This window comes from Gemmiger formicilis (assembly GCF_018784445.1).
GTDB lineage: Bacteria > Bacillota > Clostridia > Oscillospirales > Ruminococcaceae > Gemmiger.
On the sequence record NZ_WQOH01000008.1, the window covers coordinates 33,407 to 57,307 of the forward strand.

The window sequence follows — 23,901 nt, forward strand, 5'->3', positions numbered from 1 at the left end:
TTTGTAGGGGCGGGGCATGCCCCGCCCGCAACAGAAAAGCAGCCGCCCGTTATCGGACGGCCACGCAAAGCCGCGGGCCGGGCATGCCCGGCCCCTACGTTTATAGTAAGGAGTATTTACTATGATCTATATCGTCGAGGACGATTCCAGCATCCGTGAGCTGGAGCAATACGCGCTGCAGTCCAACGGCTATGACGCACGCGGCTGCGAGGACGCGGCCAGCTTTTGGGCTGCACTGCGCGATACCCGGCCCGAGCTGGTCATTCTGGACGTCATGCTGCCTGACGAGGACGGCTACCAGATTTTGACCAAGCTCCGCGCCAACACCGCCACGGCGTCCATCCCGGTCATTATGGTCACGGCCAAGACCAGCGAGATCGACGTCGTCAAGGGGCTGGACCACGGCGCGGACGACTACCTGTGCAAGCCCTTCGGCATCATGGAGTTCATCTCCCGCGTCAAGGCTGTGCTGCGCCGCGCGGGGGCGGCCGCCCCCGCGCCCGCTGCGTCGACGCTGCATTTTGGCGAAATCGTACTGGACGACATGGCCCGCACGGTCCGCGTCGGCGGTGCGCCGGTAGAGCTGACCTTTAAAGAATATGCGCTGCTGCATCTGTTTTTGGAGCACCCGGAGGAAGTCCTGGCCCGTGAACGCATCATGAAGGACGTCTGGGACACCGATGATCTGCTGGAATCCCGCACCATCGATATGCACGTGCGCACGCTGCGCCAAAAGCTGGGCGCGGCGGGCGAGGCTATCCGCACCGTGCGCAAGGTGGGCTACAAGCTGAGCACGGAGGGCAGTGATGACTGACGAGCAGCGCCGCGAAAAACAGCCCCTGAGCATGACCCGCCGCTATCGGCGCGGCCTGATCCTGACCGGCGTGCTCTGCGTACTGGCCATGCTGGCGGCGGCCACCGTTCTGTTCCAGCGCAGCTACACCGACCGCGTGGACGACTACCTGGCCCAGCTGGGCGGCAGCTACGCCGCTGCCTACAAGGCCCAGCCCACCCACGACGCCAAAACGCTGGTCAGCCTGCTGCCGAAACCGGGCGTTGATGCGCCGCGCTTTACGCTTATCAACGGCGACGGCACCGTGCTGTTTGACAGTAAGACCTCGGCCCTTGTCTACGATGCCGCAAACACCGTGTACGCCGTCATGGACTCCCACCTGCCCAGCCACGCCGACCGCCCGGAGTTCCAGCAGGCCATGGCCGACGGCACCGCCAGCGCCACCCGTGAGAGCGAGACCGTGCGCCGGGAGACCCACTACTACGCCGTGCGCATCGACACGCCCGACGGTGCGCAGGTGCTGCGCGTGGGCGAGGATATTGCCAACATCTGGGGCCTGAGCACCGACACCCTGCCGCTGCTCTGCGCGGCCATGGTTCTGATTTTGGCCGCTGCAACGCTGTTCAGCTGGTGGCTGACCCGCCGCATGGTGCAGCCTATCAACCACCTGGCCGAGCACCTGGACACCATCGAGGCCGATGTGCCCTATCAGGAGCTTATCCCCCTGGCACGAACCATCCAGACCGACCGCAAGCTGCGGGAGGACAACGAGACGATGCGCCGGGAGTTTACCGCCAATGTCAGCCATGAGCTGAAAACCCCGCTGACGAGCATTTCCGGCTATGCCGAGCTGATCGAAACCGGCATGGCAAAGCCCGCCGACGTGCCGACGTTCGCCGCGCGCATCCACAAGGAAGCACAGCGGATGATCGCGCTGGTCAGCGATATTTTGCAGCTGAGCGAGCTGGACAGCACCCAGGCCAGCCACAGCCGTGAGACCGTGACCGAGTTTGCCCCGGTGGATCTGGCCGCGCTGGTCAAGGAGACGGCCCAGAACATGACGGTGAACGCCCGCCGGGCCTATGTAACGCTGCAATACGACGTCAGGCCCGCCACCGTGCGCGGCAGCCGCGACCAGTTGAGCGAGCTTGCGCAGAATTTGTGCGACAATGCCATCCGCTACAACCGCCCGGGCGGCCATGTGGAGCTGCGCTGCGGCGTTGGCAATGACGGCTGCCCCTATTTTGAGGTCGAGGACAACGGCATCGGCATCCCGCAGGACAGCCAGACCCGCGTGTTTGAGCGGTTCTACCGCGTGGACAAGAGCCGTTCCAAAGCCACCGGCGGTACAGGCCTGGGATTGGCGATCGTCAAGCACATTGCCCTGCTGCATGATGCGAAGATAGACCTGCAAAGCCAGGTCGGGACCGGCACGACGATACGGGTGACGTTTCCGAAGGGGTAAGGCTGCCATAAAGGCTGGATTGCTAAAGCCCCTATCCCCTTAACACCCCCACCACCGGGACGGCCCCCAGCCGTTCCGGTTTTTTCTTTCTCATTCCCCAAAATTTTCCCACCCATCTTGCATTTTACCCGTGTGCGTATTAAAATGACTTTATATAGTATTTTATTACAGGAAAGGACGCGAACCCATGAAACACAACAGCAAGTTCCTAAGTCTGCTGCTGGCGCTGGTGCTCTGCTTCACCGCACTGCCCATCTCGGCTTTCGCCGTCACCCCCCCCCAATGAATTTTTGAGCGGGGGCAGCGGCACGCAGGACGACCCCTGGCTTATCAGTACCGCCGCCGATTTAAAGGCGCTGGCGGATATTTTAAATAGCGGCAATGCCAGCACTTATGATGCCCACGGTGACGATTGCGGCGCAGGCAACTTCCACGGCTACTACTTCAAACAGACTGCGGATATCGACCTACAAGGCATCGAGAATTGGGAACCTATCGGTTACAATGGTAGTACCTACTTTGCGGGCAACTATAACGGTAATGGCTACATCATTCGCAACGCCAAATCTACCGGTAAAGTAGATGTTGATGGCTATGCCACCGCAGGAATTTTCGGTTGGGTTGCCTTTGGTTCCGTCAGCAATCTGCATATAGAAAATGTAACGTTTTCTGCGGCAGGTGATGGCAACTACGCTTACGCTGGTGGTCTTGCCGGTACTGTTTATGCTTCCGAAATTACAAACTGCTCCGTTTCCAATTCCAAGATAAGCAGTACCGCTGCCTATAATAGCAACAACTGTGCGGGCGGCCTTGCTGGATATTTTGTTGGTAGCACTTTTTCAAAATGCGCCGCCAACAACAATAGCGTTACATCAACCTCATACAGTGGCGGCTTTGTTGGCGAGCAGGACGATGATTACGAGGGTGTTGACGCCAGTAAATTTGTAGATTGTTATGTAGCTGGCTCTACTGTCAATGTCTCATCGCCTAACTCCAATGGGTTCAGTATGGCTGGCGGCTTCTGCGGCGAGGTCACTAATGATGTTCTCGACCTGACAAACTGCTTCGTTTACGACACTGCTATTTCCGTTACTGCCGACAATAATGCAGTCCTTAACAGTGTTGGTACTTTTGCTGGCGGCCTATATACCAATACACATACCACCCCGCCGTATTACGCAACCGTAACTACTAATAACTGCTACTACGGCAAAGTTACTCTTACCCCCGGCAGCAACCCCGACACCATAAAAGATACTTCCACCGAAAAGACTGCGGAAGAGTTCGCCGACGGCACGGTTACAGGTCTGTTAGGCGCTTCTTTCGCGAACGGCAACGGTTTCCCCATTCTGGGTTCCAGCCCCGCCGATTATACCGCAGTCGACGCCGCTCTTGCCGAGGCCAACGAGCTTGACCGCACGCTGTACACCGACCTTTCTGCCGTGGATACCGCCGTTGCCAATGTCGTGCGCGGCTATGACCGCACCCGCCAGTCCGACGTAGACGCCATGGCGCAGGCTATCCTGAACGCGTTGGAGCATCTGACGCGGAAAGGCGCGGACTACACTGCCGTGGACGCCGCCATCACCAAGGCCAACGCCCTGAACAAGGACGATTACACCAATTTTGCGGCGGTGCAGGCGGCCATTGATGCCGTTGACCGCACGAAGGATATTACCCAGCAAAGCGAAGTGGACGCCATGGCCGCCGCCATCCAGAGCGCCCTTGCCGCGTTGGAGAAAAAGCCCGCACCGACGGCAGCCCCCACAGCGGTGCCTACCGCGGCCCCCACCCAGGCCCCGCAGGAGAGCACCGCCCCGGCTGCGACCCAGGCCCCCACGCCTGCACCGACTACGGCTCCCACCGCTGCGCCCACAGCCACCCCTGCCCCGCAGGCGGTAAGCGCGATTCCCGCTACCGGGGATGGCGCGAATATTGCCCTGCTGTGGGTGATGCTGGTGGTGAGCGGCGGCGTGGCCCTGTGGATCGGGCGCAAGAAAGGGTAACGTTCCCGAAAAATCCATAAAGTTGTAGGGGCCGGACATGTCCGGCCCGCAACAGAAAGGTAAAATCGCGCCTGCGGGAAAGCCGCGGGCCGGGCATGCCCGGCCCCTACCGCGCAACCGCCACAAAAAATCCGCTGCTTCCCCGGCATGGGGAAGCAGCGGATTTTCTATTGTGTATTTTACGCCAGCACGAAGCTCTGCAATGCCCAGATGCCCAGAACCAGGATGCCCAGGGCGATGCGATACCAGCCGAAGATCGTGAAGGTGTGCTTCTTGACATAATCCATCAGGAAGCGGATTGCCATGATGGACACGACAAACGCCACGATGCAGCCCACCAGCAGGGCACCGACCTCGGCAACGGTGAACACACCGCCGCCCACCAGGAACTTGACGAGCTTGAGGCCCGACGCACCCGCCATGACCGGGATTGCCAGGAAGAAGGTGAACTGCGACGCGCAGGCGCGGCTCATGCCGCAGAGCAGGCCGCCAATGATGGTCGCGCCGCTGCGGGACGTGCCGGGGATGAGCGCCAGCACCTGCCATGCGCCGACGATGATCGCCTGCTTGTAGGTGATGCGGCTCAATTTGGTGGTGGCGGGCACGCGGGGGCGGCGCTCGATGAGGATAAACGCGATGCCGTAGACGATGAGCATGACCGCCACGACGACGCTGTTGTAAAAATGCGCGTCCATCCAGTCGTCCAGCAGCAGGCCCAGCACGGCAGCGGGCAGGCAGGCAACGATGATTTTCAGCCACAGGCGCAGCACAGGCCAGCGGATGTGCTTTGCCAGGCCGGAATCACAGCCGTTGTCGCCGCAGAACGGCCACAGTTTTTTAAAATACAGCACCACGACTGCCATGATCGCGCCCAGCTGGATGACGACGCGGAACATCTCCATAAATTCCGCGCTCAGGCTGAACTTGAGCACCTGCTCGGCCAAAATCATGTGACCGGTGCTGGAGATGGGCAGCCATTCGGTAATGCCCTCGATCACGCCGTAGACGACCGAGCGCAGCAGGTCCAAAAACAATTCCATAAGTGGGAAGCCTCCTTATTTGCTACCTACTATCATACCATAAAACAAGAAAATGGGAACATTTTTTTGAGATTTTACATCTTTTTTACTGAAAATGGGCGCGGTGGGTTGCTGTTTTCGTCAAATGCAACTATAATAAGAGTGATTTCTTGTGCAAAGAGGTTTTGGAAAATGTATAAAACCGTACTGTTTGATTTGGACGGCACACTTTTGAATACCATCGACGATCTGGCCGACTCGGCCAACCGGGTCTGCGCGGCCCACGGCTGGCCCCAGCACACGGCGGCCGAATACTGCTACTTTGTGGGCAACGGCATCCCCAAGCTGGTGGAGCGGTTCAGCCCCGCCGACTGCCGCAGCCCGGCCCAGCTGGCCGCCACGCTGGCCGAGTTTGACAAAGTATACGGCGCGCATATGCACGACAAGACCGCGCCCTACCCCGGCATACCGACACTGCTGGCCCGGCTGAAAGCCGCCGGGGTGCGGATGGCCGTGTTCTCCAACAAAGCGGACGAGTTTGCCCGCGCGGTGGTGGCCCGGTATTTTGACGCCAGCCTGTTTGAAATCGTGCGCGGTGCCCTGCCCGACGTACCGACAAAGCCCGCCCCCGAGGGCACGCGGGCGCTGATGGCAGCGCTTGGCGTAAAGCCTGACGGCGGCGTGCTGTATGTGGGTGACAGCAATGTGGACGTGGAGACCGCCCACAATGCAGGCCTGCCCTGCTGCGGCGTGCTGTGGGGGTTCCGGACCCGCGAGGAGCTGACCGAAGCCGGGGCAGAGTACCTGGCCGAGGACGCCGCCGCCCTGGAAAAGGTGATTTTGGGGTGAGGGTGCCCGGGAGGGATGAATCCCGCCCCTCCGGATTGACCGTAAAAGGGATTTGTCGGTAAGTTGCGGGCCGGGCATGCCCGGCCCCTACAGGGTGGCCGGAAGGTTTACGGCAAGGATTGTAGGGGGCGGCGTCCTCGACGCCCCGCAGGGGAGCAGCCTTTCCCGTGTCACATGTAGGGCGGCCAGCCCTCTGGCCGCCGTGGCCGTTTGCGGCGGCGGGAAGTGCCCGGGAGGGATGAATCCCTCCCCTACGGATTGACCGTAAAAGGGATTTGTCGGTAAGTTGCGGGCCGGGCATGCCAGGCCCCTACAGGGTGGCCGGAAGGTTTACGGCAAGGATTGTAGGGGGCGGCGTCCCCGACGCCCCGCAGGGGAGCAGCCTTTCCCGTGTCACATGTAGGGCGGCCAGCCCTCTGGCCGCCGTGGCCGTTTGCGGCAGCGGGAAAGTGCCCAGTAGGGACTGCCGTTCCCCCTCCCGCATCTCGACAAACATTTTACAAAGGAGCTGTTATTATGATTGCACAGCACTATAAAGATATGCTGGGGGCCAAGTCGGTTATCCGCCAAATTTCTGAGTGGAGCACCGCGCGGGGCAAGGAAATCGGCTACGAGAATGTCTTTGACTATTCGCTGGGGAATCCGTCCGTCCCCTGCCCGCCGCAGTTCACCGAGACCTGCGAGGACCTGCTGAAAAACACCGACCCGGTCCAGCTGCATGGCTACACGCCGACGCTGACGCTGCCCTCGACCCGGAAGGCCGTGGCCGAGAGCCTGAACCGCCGCTTTGGCATGGACTACACCGCCGACCATATCTTTATGACCACCGGCGCGGCGGGTGCGCTGGCCCACGCCCTGCGCTGCGTGGCTGTGCCCGGGCAGAACATCGTGACCTTTGCCCCCTTCTTTCCCGAGTACAAGCCCTATGTCGAGGGCGCGGGCCTGACGCTGCGGGTCACACCGCCCCGGTGCGCGGATTTCCAGATCGACTTTGATGCCTTTGCCGGACTGGTGGACGAAAACACCGCTGCCGTGCTCATCAACAGCCCCAACAACCCCAGCGGCACCGCGTACAGCGAGGCGACCCTGCGGCAGCTGGCGGACTTTTTGACCGAGGCGTCCGCCAAGTACGGCCACCACATCTTCCTGCTGTCCGACGAGCCGTACCGCGAGATCGCGTTCGGCGGCGCCGCCACGCCCTACCCTGCCAAATTCTACGATGATACGCTGACCTGCTACTCCTTCTCCAAGAGCTTGAGCATCCCGGGTGAGCGCATGGGCTATGTGGCCGCCAACCCCCGGTGCGAGGGGGCCAAGTACATCGTGCCGATGTGCGGCCAAATTTCCCGCGGGACCGGCCACAACTGCCCTTCGTCCCTCATCCAGATGGCCGTGGAGCGCTGCTTGGACGTGACCAGCGACCTGTCCGTGTATGAGACAAACATGAACCTGATCTACGACGAGCTGAAAGCCCTGGGCTTCACGGTCGTAAAGCCCGACGGTACGTTCTATATCTTCCCGAAAGCGCTAGAGGACGACGCGAAGGCGTTCTGCCAGAAGGCGCTGCAATATGACCTGGCACTGGTCCCCGGCGACAGCTTCGGCTGCCCGGGCTACTTCCGCATGGCGTACTGCATCGAAACCGAGAAGGTTCGCCGCAGTTTTGCCGCGCTGGAAAAATTCGTCGCCGAGGAGTACGGCGTCACCAAACACTAAGGAGCATTTATGTCGATTTTACGCCGTATTCTTCCGCTTTTGCTGGTTGTCACCCTGCTGTGCAGCTGTGTAGAAATGCCCAACGCCGCACCGGACCCCACCCCTGTGCCCACGGCACAGCCCACCGCCACGCCGGAAAGCACCCCCGCCCCTACCGCCACGCCGGAGCCGACGATGGTGCCCGCCATGGCCTCCGCCACGAACAACGCCACCAAGGACGCCCCCGACGTGAAGGACCCCGCGACCTGGGATGACAACGCCGCCGAGACGCTGGCGAGCCTGGTGGAGCAGTTCGGCCGCTGGGGCCTGACGCTGGACGCCAAAGCCGATTACCCCTATCTGCTGGCGGTCAACCGTGAGGCGGGCGTCGTCACGGTCTACACCGTAGATGCCGCCACCGGCCAGTACGCCGTGCCCTACATGGCCATGGTGTGCAGCGCGGGCAACGACACCCCCACCGGGTACTACGCCACGCCGGTCAGTTACAGCTGGCGGCTGCTGATGGGCCCGAGCTACGGCCAGTACGCCACCCGCATTTACGACGGCTACCTGTTCCACAGCGTGCCGTATTACAGCCAGCACAAGGACGACGTGGAGTACGACGAGTTCAACAAGCTGGGCACCGTCGCCAGCCTGGGCTGCATCCGGCTGGCCGTGGTGGACGTGAAGTGGATCTACGACAACTGCCCGCTGGGCACGCCGGTCGTGATTTATAACGACAAGGACCCCGGCCCGATGGGCAAGCCCGGCACGATCTACACTGACCCCGACGACGAGGACAAGCGCGGCTGGGACCCCACCGATCCCGACCCGGTCAACCCCTGGGACGATAGCTTCGAGAGCGGCACGGCCATCCGCAGCCAAGCCGCCTGGGACCAGTGGGAGAACGAGCACGAGAATTGGATGTCCAGTTTGACGCCCACCGATTTGCAAGGCTGGAGCACGGATTCCAAGATTGAGGGAACGAGAGGGTAAAAAAGAGAAGCCGCACCGTAGGGGCCGGACACGCCCGGCCCTCAACATAAAATCAGACGGTCGTCTGCGGGAAGGCCGCGGGCCGGGCATGCCCGGCCCCTACAAGCCGACCAACAAAAAAGCACCTGCTTTCTCACGAAGGCAGGTGCTTTTTTGTGGTACTTTTAGCTGAACATCACCACATCCTGGGCGGGCTTCTCGCCCGGCTCCACGGTGACTGCGGTCAGGACCGGGCCGGTGGAATCCGGGGTCTGGCCTTTGTAGATGGGATGATACTTGACGTTGACCTTGGCGGTAATGTTGATCCAGCTGCGCTGTTCAAGCTTTTTGTAGTCGTCGTACTTGCAGGGCATACCCACAAACTGGATGTCCTGCACACAGCAGGTCATGGCGAAGCGGCCGGGCACGAACGCGCCCTTGCCGGCCTGCGGGGTCTGGCAGACCTGGGCCAGATATTTTACCGTCTTGCCGTCGTATTTCTTCGGGTCATCCATGCAGTCCATGTACCAGACGCCGAAGAACTCCTCGGGGATTTCGATGACCGGGGCGTCAATATCAAAGGGCAGCGGGTCGGGGATGTCGTCGTAGGCAACGCTGCCGTCCTTGAACTCGTAGGCGATATCGCAGCGGCGGCTGGCCTGGCGTACCAGCTTGTGGATAAGCTGGCGGCTCTCGTCGTCGTTGACGGCCTCGGCACGGTTGACGACCAACAGTTCACTGCCGCGAATCTTATCCAACAGCAGGCTGCGCATGGCGCTGTCGCCCGCGTAGGTCTTGATGGTCGTGCCGTCTGCAGTCGCCAGGCACTGGTAGACGAGCCAGTTGTCCGGCATGGCGTCGTACAATTCCTGCACGAGCCACATACCATTGTACTCGATGATGACGCGGCCGCAGCCGGATTTCTTTTCCAGGGCGGTCAGGTTCTCCTGGGTCAGCTCGCTCTTGTCCTCGATCTGGGCAACGTGTACGCCGCCGAAAGCGAACTTGGAGGGGTCGTACTCGACCTCACCTTCCTCGCAGACCAGCAGCAGGGTCTTGTCGCCGGAGTCGAAGTTGGGGTCCTCCATCGTTTCCTGGATGAATTTCGTCTTGCCGCTTTCCAGCTGGCCGACAAAGAGGTAGACAGGGATTTGTTTAGGCATAGGGGTGTCCTTTCGGGAGAAATATTCGTAGGGGAGGGATTTATCCCTCCCGAGCCGTGCGCCACAACTGCGGCGTTCCATCGCAGCCGAGTTGTAGGGGCCGCATATATGCGGCCCGCGCGTGTACGGCAGACGGTCGTTTGCGGCAAAGCTGCGGGCGGCATATATGCCGCCCCTACCCGGTGGTATAAGGCAAAGGGGCATTATCCGCCGGGCCTGCGGGAGGGATGAATCCCTCCCCCTGCAACATCAAACGTGGAACAACTCCGCGATCTCGTGTTCCTTCAGCTCGGAGCCGATGACGCAGAGCTTGCCGGTGACGTCGGGGCCGCAGGTGCGGATCTCATGCTCGCCGGGGACCATGTCGAACTCGTACCAGGTGTCGCCGCCGTCCACGATGCCCTTGGCGCGCAGGATCATGCCGTAAGCGCCCTCGTCCAGGGCGTGCAGGGCCTTGTCCAGGTCCTTACGGCTGTACTTGTGGGCCGTCTCCTTGCCCCAGCTCGTAAACACCTCGTCGGCGTCGTGGTCATGGTGGTGGTGATGATGCCCGCAGGAGCAGACACCGTGCTCGTCGTAGTGGTGCTCATGATGATGCTCGTGCTCATGCTCGTCCTCATCGTCGTCATGGTGGTGATGGCAGCACTCGTGGTCATGCTCATCCTCGTCATGGTCGTGGTGGCAGCACTCGTGGTCATGCTCATCCTCGTCGTTATCATCGTCATGATGGTGATGGTGGCAGCACTCGTGCTCGTCGTGGTCATCCTCATCATGGTGATGGTGGTGGTGATGATGTTCGTCCTCGTCCGCGTGGGCCACGTTGGCAGCGCGAGCCTCGGTCAGCAGCTCGGCGACCAGGTCGCGCTTGCCGTCCATGACGGAGACGATCTGTGCGCCGGTCAAGGCGGTCCAGTCGGTGGTCACGATGGTGGCGGTGGGGTTCTTCTCGGCCAGCAGGGCGACGGCGGCAGCGATCTTCTCCTCGCTGGCGTTGCCGGTGCGGCTCAGGATGATGCAGGACGCATGGCTGACCTGGTCGTCGTAGAACTCGCCAAAGTTTTTCATATACATTTTGACCTTGTTCACGTCGGCGACGGTGACAAAGCTGTTCAGGATGACCGGCAGGCTCTCGGCCACGCCCTCCACAGCGCGGGTAACGTCGGACAATTTACCAACACCCGACGGCTCGATGAGGATGCGGTCGGGGTGGTAGGTCTCGACGACCTTTTTCAGCGCCTCGCGGAAGTCGCCGACCAGGCTGCAGCAGATGCAGCCGGAGTTCAGCTCGTTGACCTGGATGCCGGCCTCACGCATGAAGCCGCCGTCGATGCCGATCTCGCCGAACTCGTTCTCGATCAGGACGATCTTCTCGCCTGCGAACGCCTCTTTGATGAGCTTTTTGATAAGGGTAGTCTTGCCGGCGCCGAGGAAGCCGGAGAAAATGTCGATTTTGGTTTTGTTTTCTGCCATAGTTGGGTACCTCTATTCAAGATGTGTTCAAATGTTCAGATAGTTGGCAATCTATTACACTAACTGCTAATACTATTATAACAAACGCGTCAAGGGGTTTTGCGCCATTTTGTGCCGTAATTTTTGAATTTTTTGCAAAATTTATTGGATTACTGCCTCCCTGTAGGGGCGGCATATATGCCGCCCGTGCAATTTGGCGGCGGCCACCGCGCTGCCGGTCCGCATATATGCGACCCCTACCGGCAAAACCCAACCATTCGCGCGCTTTTTATGCCGCGGGCCGGGCATGCCCGGCCCCTACAACTCTATAAAAATTCCTATTTATTATTTCCCCAAAAAGTGGTATGATATACCTAACCCACATTTATATACAAAAAGGAGCGATCCATTTTGACTACCAATGAAAAAATCGCCGCGCTGCGTGCTGCTGCCAAGGCCGCGGGCGCAAACGGCGTGCTCATCATGACCAGCGACCCCCATTGCAGTGAGTATCTGCCCGGCTACTACAACGCACTGCCGTGGTTTTCCGGCTTTATCGGCGAGAACTCGACCCTTGTTGTGACCCTGAGCGGCAGCGCCCTGTGGTGTGATGGCCGCTTCTACGTCCAGGCCGACAAGCAGCTGGCCGGCAGTGAGATTGAATGTATGCACGCCGGTTCCGCCGGGGTGCCCACCGTGGCGGAATACCTCGAGAGCCACTTTGGCGCGGGTGACACCCTGCTGCTGGACGGCAGCTGCGTACCCGCCACGATTGCCAAAGAGTACATCGACGCCTTGGCCAAGAAGGGCGCCTCCCTCAAGAGCCAGGACGTGGCAAGCCCGATCTGGGACGCCACCGGCGAGCGTCCGGCCCTGCCCGACACCCCCTGTGAGCTGCTGACCCCCGCCCAGACCGGGGCCACCGCCGCCGACCGCATCGCCATGGTCCGCGCCGAGCTGCAAAAGGCCGGGGCCACCGCCCTGGCCGTCACTGGCCTGGACTGTGTGGGCTGGCTGCTGAACCTGCGTGCCCGCGACCTGCCCTGCACCCCGCTGGCCGTCGCCTACGCACTGGTCACGATGGACGCCTGCACGCTGTTTATTGCGCCGGGCCGCCTGTCTGACGCCGATGCCGCCACACTGGCCGAGAACGGCGTGACGCTGCGCGGCTACAATGAACTGATTGACGCCGTCCACGCCCTGCCTGCCGAGGAAGTGTTCCTGGTGGACGAGAAGGCCACCAACTACGCCCTGTACGAGGCCTTGACCGCCCACAAGACCGTGGCCGGTGCCGACCCGATCTTTGCCCTGAAGGGCATCAAGAACGAGGTCGAGCTGAAGAACATCCGTGAGTGCCACATCCGCGACGGCATTGCGGTCGTGCGGTTCCAGATGGATCTGGAAAAAGCCCTGGCCGAGGGCAAGACCCTGACCGAGATCGACATTGACACGATGCTGCAAAAGCGCCGTGCCGAGATGCCCGGCTACTTTGAGGACAGCTTCTCCACCATTGCGGCCTACGGTACCAACGCCGCCATGATGCACTACCACGCCGAGGGCGACGTGAACAGCGTCATTGAGCCGCACGGTTTCCTGCTGGTGGACAACGGCGGCCAGTACGACTGCGGCACCACCGACATCACCCGCACCTACCCCGTCGGCCCGCTGACCGACAACGAGCGCCGCTACTACACCTGGGTGCTGCAGAGCCACATCGACATGGCCCGCGCGGTCTTTCTGGACTACTGCACCGGCTTTGCGCTGGACACCTTCGCCCGCGGCCCGGTCTGGGCGCACAAGGTCAACTACCGCTGCGGCACCGGCCACGGCGTCGGCTTTATCTCCGGCGTACACGAAGGCCCCCAGAGCCTGCGCCCGAACAACCCCATCATCTTCAAGCCCGGCATGACCATCACCGACGAGCCGGGCATCTACGAGACCGACGAGGTCGGCATCCGCATTGAGAACGAGCTGGAGTGCGTCGACCTGGGCGACAACCAGTACGGCCACTGGCTGGGCTTTGCGCCGCTGACACTGGTGCCCATCGCCACTGAGCCTGTGCTTGTGGACGAGATGAGCCGCGACCAGATCAACTGGCTGAACGACTACCACGCCCACGTCTACGAGATGCTCAGCCCCCGCCTGCACGAGGACGAGAAGGTCTGGCTGAAGGAGAAGTGCGCACCGATCGGCCGTTGATTTTCGGGTTGCGCTTGACAAACCGCCCGCTTACGTGTATTATAGTAGTAATTCTAAAATGTATAAAGGGGTGACTGTTTTATGAAGCACATCCAGACTCTCGAGACCCGCGACATGGCTAAGAGCCTGCTGAACGGTGGCTGCGGCGAGTGCCAGACCTCCTGCCAGAGCGCCTGCAAGACCAGCTGCGGCATTGCCAACCAGCCTTGCGAGAAGACCGACAAGTAATTTTTGCTGGCTTTGATGCCGGGGTGCCGCATGGCAGCCCGGCATTTTCTATGATACAAAGGGTGCGGCGGGCGGATATAGAATGCGCCCCTACAAGGGGAATGCCGTAGGGGCGGATTCCATATCCGCCCGTGGCCGTCCGCCGCATTGCACCATAACAAAACGGAGAAAACCATGATCCATCAATACAAATTAAGCGGCTACAATATCGTGCTGGATGTGTACAGCGGCAGCGTACACGCGGTGGACGATGTAGCCTATGACGCCATCGCCCTGATCGACCAGGGCAGCAGCCGGGAGCAGGCCGCCGCCGCCCTTGCCAAAAAATACGCAGACCGCGCCGACGTGACCGAGAGTGACATCAACGACGTGCTGGACGATATCGACGAGCTGACCGCCGCGGGCCAGCTGTTTGCGCCCGACGCCTACGCCGACCACGCCTTTGACTTCAAAAACCGCTCCAACGTCGTCAAGGCGCTCTGCCTGCACGTTGCGCACACCTGCAACCTGAATTGCAGCTACTGCTTTGCCGCGCAGGGCAAGTTCCACGGCGAGGCCGGCCTGATGAGCTTTGAGACCGGCAAGCGCGCGCTGGATTTCCTCATCGAGCATTCCGGCACCCGCCGCAACCTGGAGGTTGACTTCTTCGGCGGTGAACCGCTGATGAACTTCGAGGTCTGCAAACAGCTGGTCGCCTACGCCCGCAGCATCGAAAAAGAACACAACAAGAACTTCCGCTTCACGATGACCACCAACGGCATCGGCATCACCGATGAAGTCATCGACTGGTGCAATAAAGAATGTCACAACGTTGTTTTGTCGCTAGACGGCCGCAAGGAAGTCAACGACCGTTTCCGCGTGGACCTGGCGGGCAACGGCAGCTATGACCGCATCGTGCCCAAGTTCCAGAAGCTGGTCAAGGCACGCGGCGGCCAGGGCTACTATATGCGCGGCACCTTTACGCATCACAACGTGGATTTCACGAAAGACCTGTTCCACATGGCTGACGATCTCGGCTTTACGGAGCTGTCCATGGAGCCGGTCGTGGCCCCGCCGGATTCCCCCGAGGCCCTGACCGAAGAGGATCTGCCCAAGCTGTTTGACCAGTACGAGCTGCTGGCCAACGATATGCTGCGCCGCCAGAAAGCGGGCAAGCCCATCACGTTCTACCATTATATTCTGGACCTGAAGCACGGGCCCTGCATTTACAAGCGCATTTCGGGCTGCGGTTCCGGCACCGAGTACATGGCCGTGACCCCCTGGGGCGACCTGTACCCCTGCCACCAGTTCGTCGGCGACCCGAACTACAAGCTGGGCAACGTCTGGGACGGCGTGACCAACACCGCCCTGCGCGACGAGTTCAAGCTGTGCAACGTCTACGCCCGCCCCGACTGCAAGGACTGCTGGGCACGCCTGTACTGTGCGGGCGGCTGCGCGGCCAACGCCCTGCACGCCACCGGCGACATCCACGGCACCTACGAGTACGGCTGCAAGGTGTTCCGCAAGCGGATGGAGTGCGCCCTGATGATGCAGGTCGCCCAACGCCTGGACCCCGAGCTGGCGAAGAACGCCGTCAAGTTCGAGAGCGACTGCGACGGATGCGGCGAGGGCAACGACGGGGCGTGTGAGAAATAACGTAAAAATTCAATAGTACAGCGTAGGGGCGGGGCTCTGCTCCGCCCGGGAAACCGTCCACAGCCGCGAACGGCTCCGGGCGGAGTAGAACCCCGCCCCTACTGACATTATGAGGAAAATACCATGCCCTACGATTTTACCACCATTTACGACCGCCACGGCAAAGATGCACTCGCTGTGGAGGGCCTGGGCAAACCCGGCTTTGCGCCGCCCACACCCAAAAACGGCTTTTCTGCTATCCCCATGTGGGTGGCCGACATGAACTTTGCCACCGTACCCACCATCCCCGCCGCTATCATTGCGCGCGCGTCCCACCCGTTGTACGGCTATTTCCTGACGCCGGACGCCTACTATGACGCCATCATCGGCTGGCAGCGCGACCGCAACGGCGTCGAGGGGCTGACCAAGGACGCCATCGGTTACGAAAACGGTGTGCTGGGCGGCGTGGCGTCGGCGCTGGGGTGCCTGGCCGCCCCCGGCGACGCGGTGCTGCTGCACAGCCCCACCTACATCGGCTTCACTCACACGCTGGAGGATAACGGCTACCGCATCGTACACAGCCCGCTGGTGCAGGACGAGAACGGCACCTGGCGGATGGACTACGCCGACATGGACCGCAAATGCAAAGAAAACCACATCCATGCGGCGATTTTCTGCTCGCCCCACAACCCCTGCGGCCGCGTGTGGGAGCGGTGGGAAATTGAAAAGGCCATGGACGTCTACCGCGAAAACGGCGTGACCGTCATCTCCGACGAGATCTGGTCCGATATCATCCTGGGCGGCCACAAGCACATCCCCACCCAGTCCGTCAGTGAGGATGCCCGCCAGCGCACGATCGCGCTGTACGCCCCCAGCAAGACCTTCAACCTGGCCGGGCTGATTGGAAGCTACCACATCATATACAACAAAACGCTGCGGGACCGTGTGGCCGCCCGCAGCGAAAAAACACATTATAACGAGATGAATGTCCTGTCCATGCACGCACTGCTGGGAGCCTACACCCCCGAGGGCCGCGCCTGGGTGGACGAGCTGTGCGCCGTGCTGACCGAGAACGTAGACTACGCCTGTCGGTACATTGCCGAGCATTTCCCGGGTGTGCGCGTGGCCAAGCCCGAAGGGACATACCTGCTGTTTTTGGACTGCACCGACTGGTGCGCCGCCCACGGCAAGACCATCGACGAGGTGGAACAGGCCGGCTGGGACGTCGGCGTGGCCTGGCAGGACGGCCGTATGTTCCACGGCCCCTGCGCTGTCCGTATGAATCTGGCCCTGCCGAAATCGCTGGTGGTTGAGGCGTTTGAACGGTTGGATAAGTACGTGTTTAACGCATAACACGCAGCTCCATTTTCCCGCTGCCGCCGATATGCTTCAGCCGCGTCCCTGCCGCCTCCAATTCACGGCAGGCCGCCAAAAATTCCGGCGTCACTTCCTCGCCGGGGGCCAGCAAGGGCACACCGGGCGGGTAGGCCCAGATATACTCCGCTGCTGTCTCGCCTGCGGCATCGGCCAGCGGCACGGTATGGGCCGGGCGCAGCAGCGCTTCGGCGATCGTGCACCGCGCCGCGCCCGGGGGCGGCAAAATGTGTGCCGCAGGGGCAGGCGGCACGGCCTGTTCATCCCAGGCGTGCAGCACAGCGGTCAGCCGATCCAGGGCGTTTTCCTCGTCGCAGGGGCTGGTCATGGCCAGTACATTGGGGCCGCAGACCATCTCCGGCTCAAAGCCGTCAGCCCGCAGGTATGCCGCGCCCTCTGTGCCGATCTGCAATAAAATTTTACCGCTGTCATGTGCAAAAAAGCATGGATGTGCGTCCAACGCGTCCCTGCCGAAGCACATGACTTTTGTTTTTTGCAGGTCTTTTACCGCGGCGTCAAAGCGGTCCAGCCGGGCACGCCAGGCCGCAAAGGCCGCGCTGCCCTCCTCGGCCAGCCACCGCGTGCAGCCGTCTAAGCTCGCCATCAGCGGGTAGCTGGGCGAGCTTGTCTCGAACACATCCAGCTGGCGCTCCACCTCGGCGGGGTCGGCCAAATCGCCGTTCAGCTGCAAAAACGCGGTCTGGGTCAGGCTGGGCAGCGTCTTGTGGGCGCTCTGCACGACCAGGTCAGCCCCCGCCGCCACCGCGCCGCCCTGCCAGCCGTACTGCGCGGCAAAGGGCAGATAGTGTGCACCATGGGCCTCGTCCACCAGCAGCGTTACGCCGCGGGCGTGGCAGATTTTCGCGATGGATCGCACATCCGAGAGCACGCCCTCGTAGGTCGGGCTGGTCAGGATGACGCATTTTGCGCCCGGCTCCGCGTCCAGCGCAGCGGCCACATCGGCGGGGCGCACGCTGCCGTAAACGCCGAACTGCGGGTCTGCCGGCGGCGTCAGATAATGGACCGTCAGATGGCCCAGCTCGATGGCGTGGTAGACGGCCTTGTGGCAGTTGCGGGCCGCGATGACCGTGCTGCCAAAGGGTGCCAGGGCGCGAATGCCCGCCAGCAGGCCGACGGTGGAGCCGCCCACCAGATACCAGCACCGCCGCGCGCCGTACAGCGCCGCCGTGCGGGCCATGGCGTCAGCCAGAATGCCGTCAGCGTCGTGCAGGTCGTCCGCGCCGTCGATCTCGGTCAGGTCCCAGGCATAGCAGTCCAACCCCGGCGCAGGCCGCACCCGCCGCTTATGCCCCGGCATATGCAGCGGATAGCGGGCAGTGGAGAGGGTTTCTAATTGTTGTTGCAGCGTTGATTTTACAGTCATAGGTTACCTTCCAACAGAAAAGCCTTCCCCCTGGTGGGGGAAGGTGCCCGAGGCCCCGCCCGAGGGCGGATGAGGGACGGGTCTGCCGTGCTCTCCCTTTTACGGCTGGCAGCGGCAGACTCTCCCCTCATCAGCCGCCTGCGGGCGGCAGCTTCTCCCCCAAGGGGAGAAGCCTTTGGGGTTACGAAATCTCAATTTCCGCCTTGCTGCCCGCCCGGGTCTTGGTCACATGGATCTGGCGGGTCAGGCGGTCTTGCAGGGCTTCGACGTGGGAGATGACGCCGATGAGCTTATCGCCCCCGGCCAAACCGGCCAACGTATCCACGGCCTTTTCCAAGCTGTCAGAGTCCAGCGAGCCGAATCCCTCGTCGATGAACAACGTCTCGATGACGACGCCGCCTGCGTTCTGCTGGATCGTGTCGCTGATACCCAATGCCAAGCTCAGCGCGGCCATAAAGCTCTCGCCGCCGGACAGGCTCCCCACCGGGCGGGTCTTGCCGGTGTAGGCGTCGAACACATCCAGATCCAGCGCGGTCTTGCCGCCCACGGCCTCACTCTTGCGGCGCAGCAGGCGGTACTGACCGTCGGTCATGCGGGTAAAACGCAGGTTTGCGGCCTCGACCACGCCGTCAAAATAGAACGCCTGGACGTACTGTTCAAAGGGCAGTTTGATTTTACCGGCCAAATTCCCGTTGATGGTTTTGGACAGGTTATCCCACATGGCACGCTTTTCGCGGGCGACGGCGCTCTCCCTCATCGCCTTTTGCAGCGCGTCGATGGCGGCGCGGTTCGTGTGCAGGCGGTGTACGGCGGCGTCCCGGGCCTCCATGGCGGCGGCGCGGTCGCGGCGCAGCCGGGCCAGCGCGTCCTGCAGCTGGGTCAGCGCATCGGGGTTGTCCCGCTTGGGCATCGTCTCGCGCATCTGCTGCACCCGGGCGGTGGCGGCGGCATGGCCCGCCTTGGCGTTGGCGGCGCGGCGGTTGGCCGCAAAGCTCTGTTTTTCCAGATCGGCCAGCTGGCGGTTCAAAATTTCCGCCTGCTTCGCCAGATTTTTGGCGCGGTCGGTCTTTTGCTTCAGCTTCAGGTGGTCGGCCTGCAGGCCGCGCAGGCCATCGGCCAAGCTCTTTTGCTGGGCCGTCAGGGCGTCGCGCAGCTCGTCGGCGGTCAGTTCGGCGGCGGGCTTGCCGGTGTAGCGGTCTCCGCGGCGAGCGAAAAATCCATCTACATCCCGCTGCAAAGCGGTCTGCAGTTCGTTGGCGTGGGCCGCGGCGTCACCGGCCGTGCGGCTGGCGGCGGCAGTGCTGCGGCGCTGGGCCGTCAGTTCTTTCTCGCGCTCCTCCAACTGTTTTTCGGTGATATGATCCTTCGGCAGCGCCGCGATTTTGGGGTGCCGGGTCGAGCCGCAGACCGGGCAGGGCTTGCCGTTTTTCAAGTCCTTGGCCAGCAGGCCCGCGCGGTTGGCGTTTACTTGGCGCTGCATCGTGCTGTATTCTTCCTCGGCGGCATCCAGCGCAGCCTGGGCGGCCACGTACTCCGCCTGGCGGGCAGCGGCGTCATGCTGGGCTTTCTCGGCGTCGGCCTCGTTTTGCAGCAGCCGCTTACAGTCGGCGGAAAGTCCTTCCGCCAGCTCAATGCGGTGGTCGGTCTTGAGCAGGTCAGCCTCGGCCTGGCTCAAGGCCGCGCGGTCGGCCTCGTTTTTGGCAATGTTCTCTTTCAAACTTGCCGTGCGCTTCTCCAAGTCGGTCATGACCAGGTCAGTCTGGTGCTCCACATCGGCGGCGCGTTGTTCTTCGGCCACCAGCCCCGCCAGCTGGCGGCGGCGGGCGGCGCGTTCCTCGGCGATTTTCAGCCCGGCATCGCCCCGGGCGATCTTCTCATCCAGATCCTTCATGACGTTGGTCTGGCGCTTTTCGTTGGCGTCGTCGGCTTCCAGCAAAATTTTCCCCAGTTCAGCGGCGGCACCGGCGGTGAAGGGATCCCGCTCGGCCTGCATTTCCCGCAGATCCTCGGCGGTCTCCTCGTCGGCGCCATCGCCCAGCAGTGTGCCCATGTGCATCAAAAGTACATCGTCCAGCCGCTTGCATTCCTCGTCCGCCTTGCGGGCGTGGTCCACAGCGGCCTGGCCCACACGCTGATGATCCGCCGTATCAAAAATGCGGCGCAGGATGGCCGCACGCTCGGCGGACGGCGCGTTGAGCAGCCTGGTAAAGTCGTTCTGTGCCAGCATCGACACCTGGGCAAACTGTTTGGCGTCGATGCCCAGCAGCTTGACGACGGCGTCGGTCACAGCGGATGCGCCGCTGACCGGCTCGTCCGGCTCGCGGATGAGCTCGGCCTTGGCGGGCACCTTGACCATGCCGCTGCCGCGCTTGGCCGCGCGCTGCTGGTCGGGCCAGCGACGCACCGTGTAAGTACGGCCCCGGTGGGTGAAGGTAAGCTCCACAGAGGTCTCTGCATCGGGCGCAGCGAAATCGCTGCGCAGCATCGTTGTTTTTCTGTTCTCGCCCGATGTTTCGCCGTACAGGGCAAACGTAATGGCGTCGAACAGGGCGGTCTTGCCCGCGCCGGTGTCGCCGCCGATCAGAAACAGTCCGTTGCCGCCGAACACCGAGAAATCCAGCTCGGTGCGGCCCGCGTAGGGGCCGAAGGCGGTCAAGATCAACTTCTGGGGTTTCATTCGATTTTTGACGCCTCCTCGCGCAGTTTTTTCACAGCCAGCACTTCCTCGGTCGTCAGTGGGCGACCGTTCATCTTTGTGAAAAAGTCCTGGAACAGCTCGGCAAAGGGCTTGCCGCGCACGGCCTGGGTCATATCGGCGGGCAGCGCGGCCGCGCCCTGGGGCTGGTAGTCCAGCCGCATTGCGTTGGGGTAGGCGGCACGCAGCTGGGCCATGGCGTCCGGCAGCGGCGTCGGGTCGGTCAGGGTCGCCCAGATGTAATCCTCGGTGTCGGTGGGGTGCTCAACGAGCTTTGCCAGCGGGCCGGTCAGGTGGCGCATGGCGCGGCGCGGCGTCAGGGGCAGCGGCTCGATCTTTTCTACGCCGCGCTTGCCGATGCGCACGAGGGTGACGGATTTCTGGGCCCCGCACTCGTCCAGGTGGTAGCACAGCGGCGAGCCCGCGTACCGCACGGCATCGATGCCGACGCGCTGGGCGCGGTGGATGTGGCCGAGCGCCGCATAGCAGAAGCCCGCAAACCGCGCTGCATCGATGGAATCCACCGTGCCGACGGTCAAGGGCGCGGTCTCGCTGCCGGAAAGCTGCGGCGGGCACACGCCGGAGACGACCATCTGGTGTGCCACCAGCACCCGGCGCGGGGCAGCAGGCTCGCAGACGGCCAGCGCTGCGCCGACGGCAGAGTCGTAGTCGGTGATATCGGCATCGGGCAGGTAGTGGCGCACCGTGGCGGCCCGCACAAAGGGCAGCAGTGTAAATTCAATGGCACCGTGGCGGTCGTGCAGCACGACCTGGCGCGGCGCACCGGTGAAACGCCCGGCGATGTAGACGCCCTGTTCGGCCAGCAGGCCGCTGGCGAAGTCAAGACGTTCGGCGCTGTCGTGGTTGCCGGAGACCGCCAGCACCGGAATTTTGCGGGTGGCGAGCTGGGTCAAGAACCAGTCCAGCAGCGTGCAGGCGGCGGCAGGCGGCACCGGCGTGTCGTAGATATCTCCCGCCAGGACCACAGCCTCGGCGCCGTGTTTATCGCAGAGGGTCAGAATCTGGTCCAAAATGAACCGCTGATCCTCCAGCATATCAAACCCGTTGACCCGCTTGCCAAGGTGCAGGTCAGCCAAGTGTAGGAATTTCATGATATATCTCCAAATTTTGCATTTGCCGTGCGGCTTTGCGGATATTGGGTGCTTGCCGGAATGTTGGGGGCCGGGCGTGCCCGGCCCCTACCCGGCAGCCTGCCGTTTGCAGGGGGGGCGGCGTCTCCGACGCCCCGGCGCTTTACCGCCACAGCTTTTCCCAGGTTGTGATATCCAGCGTGGTGCCGGGCAAAACCTCCATGGGGGCGGTCTCGGCCTTGCGGAAGCGGCACTTTTTTGCAAAGCCCTCGGCCTTCAGGTCGCGGGCCCAGACTTTCATATACAGGCGGCTGCGGCCGTCGCCCTCGGCCAGCTTTTGGGCGTAAGCCACGATGCTGCGGCCAATGCCCTGGCCGCGCGCCTTTTCCTTCAAGAACAGGCGGCTTAAACACATTGCGCCCGCAGGCCCCAGGTCCAGCGCAAAATAGCCCACCGGCTCGGTGCCGAGGTAGATCAGAAAATAGTTGATGACACCGCTGTGGATCTCGTCATCGGTCAGGATGTCGCTCTGGTATTTATCGGCCAGTGCGGCGGCGACCTTCGGCGTCAGCTTGGTATAGTGCTGGACGAAAATCTCCTGCGCCAGCTCGGCCACCAGTTCCACATAGCGGGTCTTGGTCACTTGCTTGAATGTTGGGTTCATGGCAACTCCTTTTATCTTACTCTATCGTCAAACTTGCCTTTGCCGGCATACACGCGGCCCAATCGCCCTGGTTTTTCAAAACGCCAAAGCCCTCGCAAGTGTGGTCGGGGCAGGGGCTGTTCACAAAGGCGATGCCGCCGTTTTCCACGTGTAAGTGAATGGTGTACAGGCCGGTGTCAATGTCATAATCGGCGTTCTTTCGTAAATCTATGCGCTGTTCGACCTGCGGGTCTCCATAGCGCAGCACGGCCGTTTTGCCGCTGCCGCCCGGGCGGGTGGCAAGCCACAGCACCGCCGCAGCAGCCAGAACGACCGCCGCAAAAATCAGATTCTTTTTCCACTTTGTCATGTTTTGTCAAATTCCAGTTCTTCCGTCAGGCCGTCGTACCCGGCCACGGCGGCGGGGCAGGCGGCCCGGGCGGCGGCCAGGCCGGGGGCGGTGTCGCTGACAGCGGCGCTGTAATGGGTCAGCCACAGCCTGCGCACCTGGGCGGCAGCGGCGGTCTCGCCGGTCTCGCGGCAGGTAGCGTGACCATAAAGCTTTGCCTTGTCGAGGTCGGCATCGTCGGCGTAGGTCGCGTCCATGCAGAGCAGGTCGGCGTCCCGGGCTGCGTCCACAATGGCCGGGCAGGGGCGGCTGTCGGTGGCGTAGACTACTTTCAGCCCGCGCCGGGGTGCGCCCAACACCTGTTCGGGCGTGAAGCCGCCGACGGTCTCCCCCTTTTGCAGGGTGCCCCAGTATTCGATCGGGATGCCCGCCGCCCTGGCGCGGGCGGGGTCAAACTTGCCCGCGCGGGGCAGCGCCAGCGCGTAACCACAGCAGGGCACGCGGTGGGTCAGCGGGAACGGCGTGATTTGCAGCTCATTCACGGTGAACGGCGCGTCGGCCTGCTGCCAGCGCACCGGGTAGGCCTGCGGCCCGGCCAGCGCCATGATGGCTCGGCTCACAGCCTCGATGCCCCGGGGGCCGTAGATGGTCAGCGGCTCGGTGCGGTTCAGACTGCCCAGCGTTTGCAAAAGCCCGGGCAGCCCCAGAATGTGGTCGCCGTGGTAGTGGGTGAGCAGCACCGCCGAAAGCCGATACGCACTAACGCCGTACCGCCGCAGACCGACCTGCGTGCCCTCGCCGCAGTCGAGCAAAATGTTATGCCCGCCCACCGACACCGCTGCCGCGGCCAGCGCCCGTTCCGGCAATGGCTGCGTGCCGCCGGTGCCCAGCAGGGTAACTTTCAGCATAG

Annotated in this window: 19 protein-coding genes; 10 read left to right on the forward strand and 9 right to left on the reverse strand. The window is 62.3% G+C overall.

Annotated features, from left to right (window positions below; genetic code table 11):
* The first annotated feature begins 121 nt into the window (after positions 1-121).
* The 3 genes from GPK89_RS03530 to GPK89_RS03540 all read left to right on the forward strand — a co-directional run bounded on the left by GPK89_RS03530 (position 122) and on the right by GPK89_RS03540 (position 4,264).
* Positions 122-814 carry a response regulator transcription factor gene (locus GPK89_RS03530; RefSeq protein ID WP_215691609.1) on the forward strand — a complete coding sequence of 231 codons (693 nt, stop codon included), beginning with the start codon at positions 122-124 and terminating at the stop codon, positions 812-814.
* Entirely contained in the window at positions 807-2,258 is a 1,452-nt protein-coding gene (locus GPK89_RS03535; RefSeq protein WP_215691610.1) for a sensor histidine kinase, read from the forward strand. The genes GPK89_RS03530 and GPK89_RS03535 overlap by 8 nt, the downstream gene beginning before the upstream one ends.
* A 290-nt stretch (positions 2,259-2,548) precedes the next feature.
* Positions 2,549-4,264, forward strand: a complete 1,716-nt coding sequence (locus GPK89_RS03540; RefSeq protein ID WP_215691654.1) for an LPXTG cell wall anchor domain-containing protein — start codon at positions 2,549-2,551, stop codon at positions 4,262-4,264.
* Between the two features lie 179 nt (positions 4,265-4,443).
* On the opposite strand, the gene GPK89_RS03545 is transcribed toward GPK89_RS03540, so the two are convergent.
* Positions 4,444-5,304: an undecaprenyl-diphosphate phosphatase gene (locus tag GPK89_RS03545; RefSeq protein WP_215691611.1), complete on the reverse strand. Its 861-nt coding sequence runs from the start codon at positions 5,302-5,304 to the stop codon at positions 4,444-4,446.
* A gap of 171 nt (positions 5,305-5,475) precedes the next feature.
* Here GPK89_RS03545 and GPK89_RS03550 point away from each other — a divergent pair, with 171 nt between their 5' ends.
* The 3 genes from GPK89_RS03550 to GPK89_RS03560 all read left to right on the forward strand — a co-directional run bounded on the left by GPK89_RS03550 (position 5,476) and on the right by GPK89_RS03560 (position 8,823).
* On the forward strand, positions 5,476-6,132 hold the full coding sequence (locus GPK89_RS03550; RefSeq protein ID WP_215691612.1) for an HAD family hydrolase: 657 nt from the start codon (positions 5,476-5,478) through the stop codon (positions 6,130-6,132).
* 516 nt (positions 6,133-6,648) lie between these two features.
* Positions 6,649-7,848 (forward strand): pyridoxal phosphate-dependent aminotransferase, encoded by a 1,200-nt coding sequence (locus GPK89_RS03555; RefSeq protein ID WP_215691613.1) that lies wholly within the window; start codon positions 6,649-6,651, stop codon positions 7,846-7,848.
* 9 nt (positions 7,849-7,857) lie between these two features.
* Positions 7,858-8,823: a L,D-transpeptidase gene (locus tag GPK89_RS03560; RefSeq protein ID WP_215691614.1), complete on the forward strand. Its 966-nt coding sequence runs from the start codon at positions 7,858-7,860 to the stop codon at positions 8,821-8,823.
* A 164-nt stretch (positions 8,824-8,987) separates the two neighbouring features.
* Here GPK89_RS03560 and GPK89_RS03565 read toward each other — a convergent pair whose 3' ends face one another.
* On the reverse strand, positions 8,988-9,965 hold the full coding sequence (locus GPK89_RS03565; RefSeq protein WP_215691615.1) for a TIGR03943 family putative permease subunit: 978 nt from the start codon (positions 9,963-9,965) through the stop codon (positions 8,988-8,990).
* Between the two features lie 249 nt (positions 9,966-10,214).
* Positions 10,215-11,435 carry a GTP-binding protein gene (locus GPK89_RS03570; RefSeq protein WP_215691616.1) on the reverse strand — a complete coding sequence of 407 codons (1,221 nt, stop codon included), beginning with the start codon at positions 11,433-11,435 and terminating at the stop codon, positions 10,215-10,217.
* A gap of 390 nt (positions 11,436-11,825) precedes the next feature.
* On the opposite strand from GPK89_RS03570, the gene GPK89_RS03575 reads away from it, so the two are divergent.
* The 4 genes from GPK89_RS03575 to GPK89_RS03590 all read left to right on the forward strand — a co-directional run bounded on the left by GPK89_RS03575 (position 11,826) and on the right by GPK89_RS03590 (position 16,808).
* Positions 11,826-13,613 carry an aminopeptidase family protein P gene (locus GPK89_RS03575; protein WP_252261453.1) on the forward strand — a complete coding sequence of 596 codons (1,788 nt, stop codon included), beginning with the start codon at positions 11,826-11,828 and terminating at the stop codon, positions 13,611-13,613.
* 81 nt (positions 13,614-13,694) lie between these two features.
* Positions 13,695-13,841 (forward strand): six-cysteine ranthipeptide SCIFF, encoded by a 147-nt coding sequence (gene scfA / locus GPK89_RS03580; protein ID WP_078784854.1) that lies wholly within the window; start codon positions 13,695-13,697, stop codon positions 13,839-13,841.
* Positions 13,842-14,015: 174 nt separating this feature from the next.
* Positions 14,016-15,476 carry a thioether cross-link-forming SCIFF peptide maturase gene (gene scfB, locus GPK89_RS03585; protein ID WP_215691617.1) on the forward strand — a complete coding sequence of 487 codons (1,461 nt, stop codon included), beginning with the start codon at positions 14,016-14,018 and terminating at the stop codon, positions 15,474-15,476.
* 123 nt (positions 15,477-15,599) lie between these two features.
* Positions 15,600-16,808, forward strand: a complete 1,209-nt coding sequence (locus GPK89_RS03590) for a MalY/PatB family protein (RefSeq protein ID WP_215691618.1) — start codon at positions 15,600-15,602, stop codon at positions 16,806-16,808.
* Here GPK89_RS03590 and GPK89_RS03595 read toward each other — a convergent pair.
* The 6 genes from GPK89_RS03595 to GPK89_RS03620 form a co-directional block, all read right to left on the reverse strand.
* Complete coding sequence (locus GPK89_RS03595) at positions 16,798-18,213, reverse strand: aminotransferase class I/II-fold pyridoxal phosphate-dependent enzyme (RefSeq protein ID WP_215691619.1); 1,416 nt, start codon at positions 18,211-18,213, stop codon at positions 16,798-16,800. The two genes, GPK89_RS03590 and GPK89_RS03595, sit on opposite strands and share 11 nt — an antisense overlap.
* Before the next feature lie 181 nt (positions 18,214-18,394).
* Positions 18,395-20,890, reverse strand: a complete 2,496-nt coding sequence (locus tag GPK89_RS03600) for an AAA family ATPase (protein ID WP_215691620.1) — start codon at positions 20,888-20,890, stop codon at positions 18,395-18,397.
* Entirely contained in the window at positions 20,887-22,020 is a 1,134-nt protein-coding gene (locus GPK89_RS03605; RefSeq protein ID WP_215691621.1) for an exonuclease SbcCD subunit D, read from the reverse strand. Before GPK89_RS03605 ends, GPK89_RS03600 begins: the two co-directional genes overlap by 4 nt.
* 142 nt (positions 22,021-22,162) lie before the next feature.
* Positions 22,163-22,663, reverse strand: coding sequence for a GNAT family N-acetyltransferase (locus tag GPK89_RS03610; protein WP_215691622.1), 501 nt, complete (start codon positions 22,661-22,663; stop codon positions 22,163-22,165).
* Positions 22,664-22,679: 16 nt separating this feature from the next.
* Positions 22,680-23,012 carry a NusG domain II-containing protein gene (locus GPK89_RS03615; RefSeq protein ID WP_215691623.1) on the reverse strand — a complete coding sequence of 111 codons (333 nt, stop codon included), beginning with the start codon at positions 23,010-23,012 and terminating at the stop codon, positions 22,680-22,682.
* Positions 23,009-23,899: a ribonuclease Z gene (locus tag GPK89_RS03620; RefSeq protein WP_215691624.1), complete on the reverse strand. Its 891-nt coding sequence runs from the start codon at positions 23,897-23,899 to the stop codon at positions 23,009-23,011. The genes GPK89_RS03615 and GPK89_RS03620 overlap by 4 nt, the downstream gene beginning before the upstream one ends.
* Positions 23,900-23,901 lie beyond the last annotated feature (2 nt).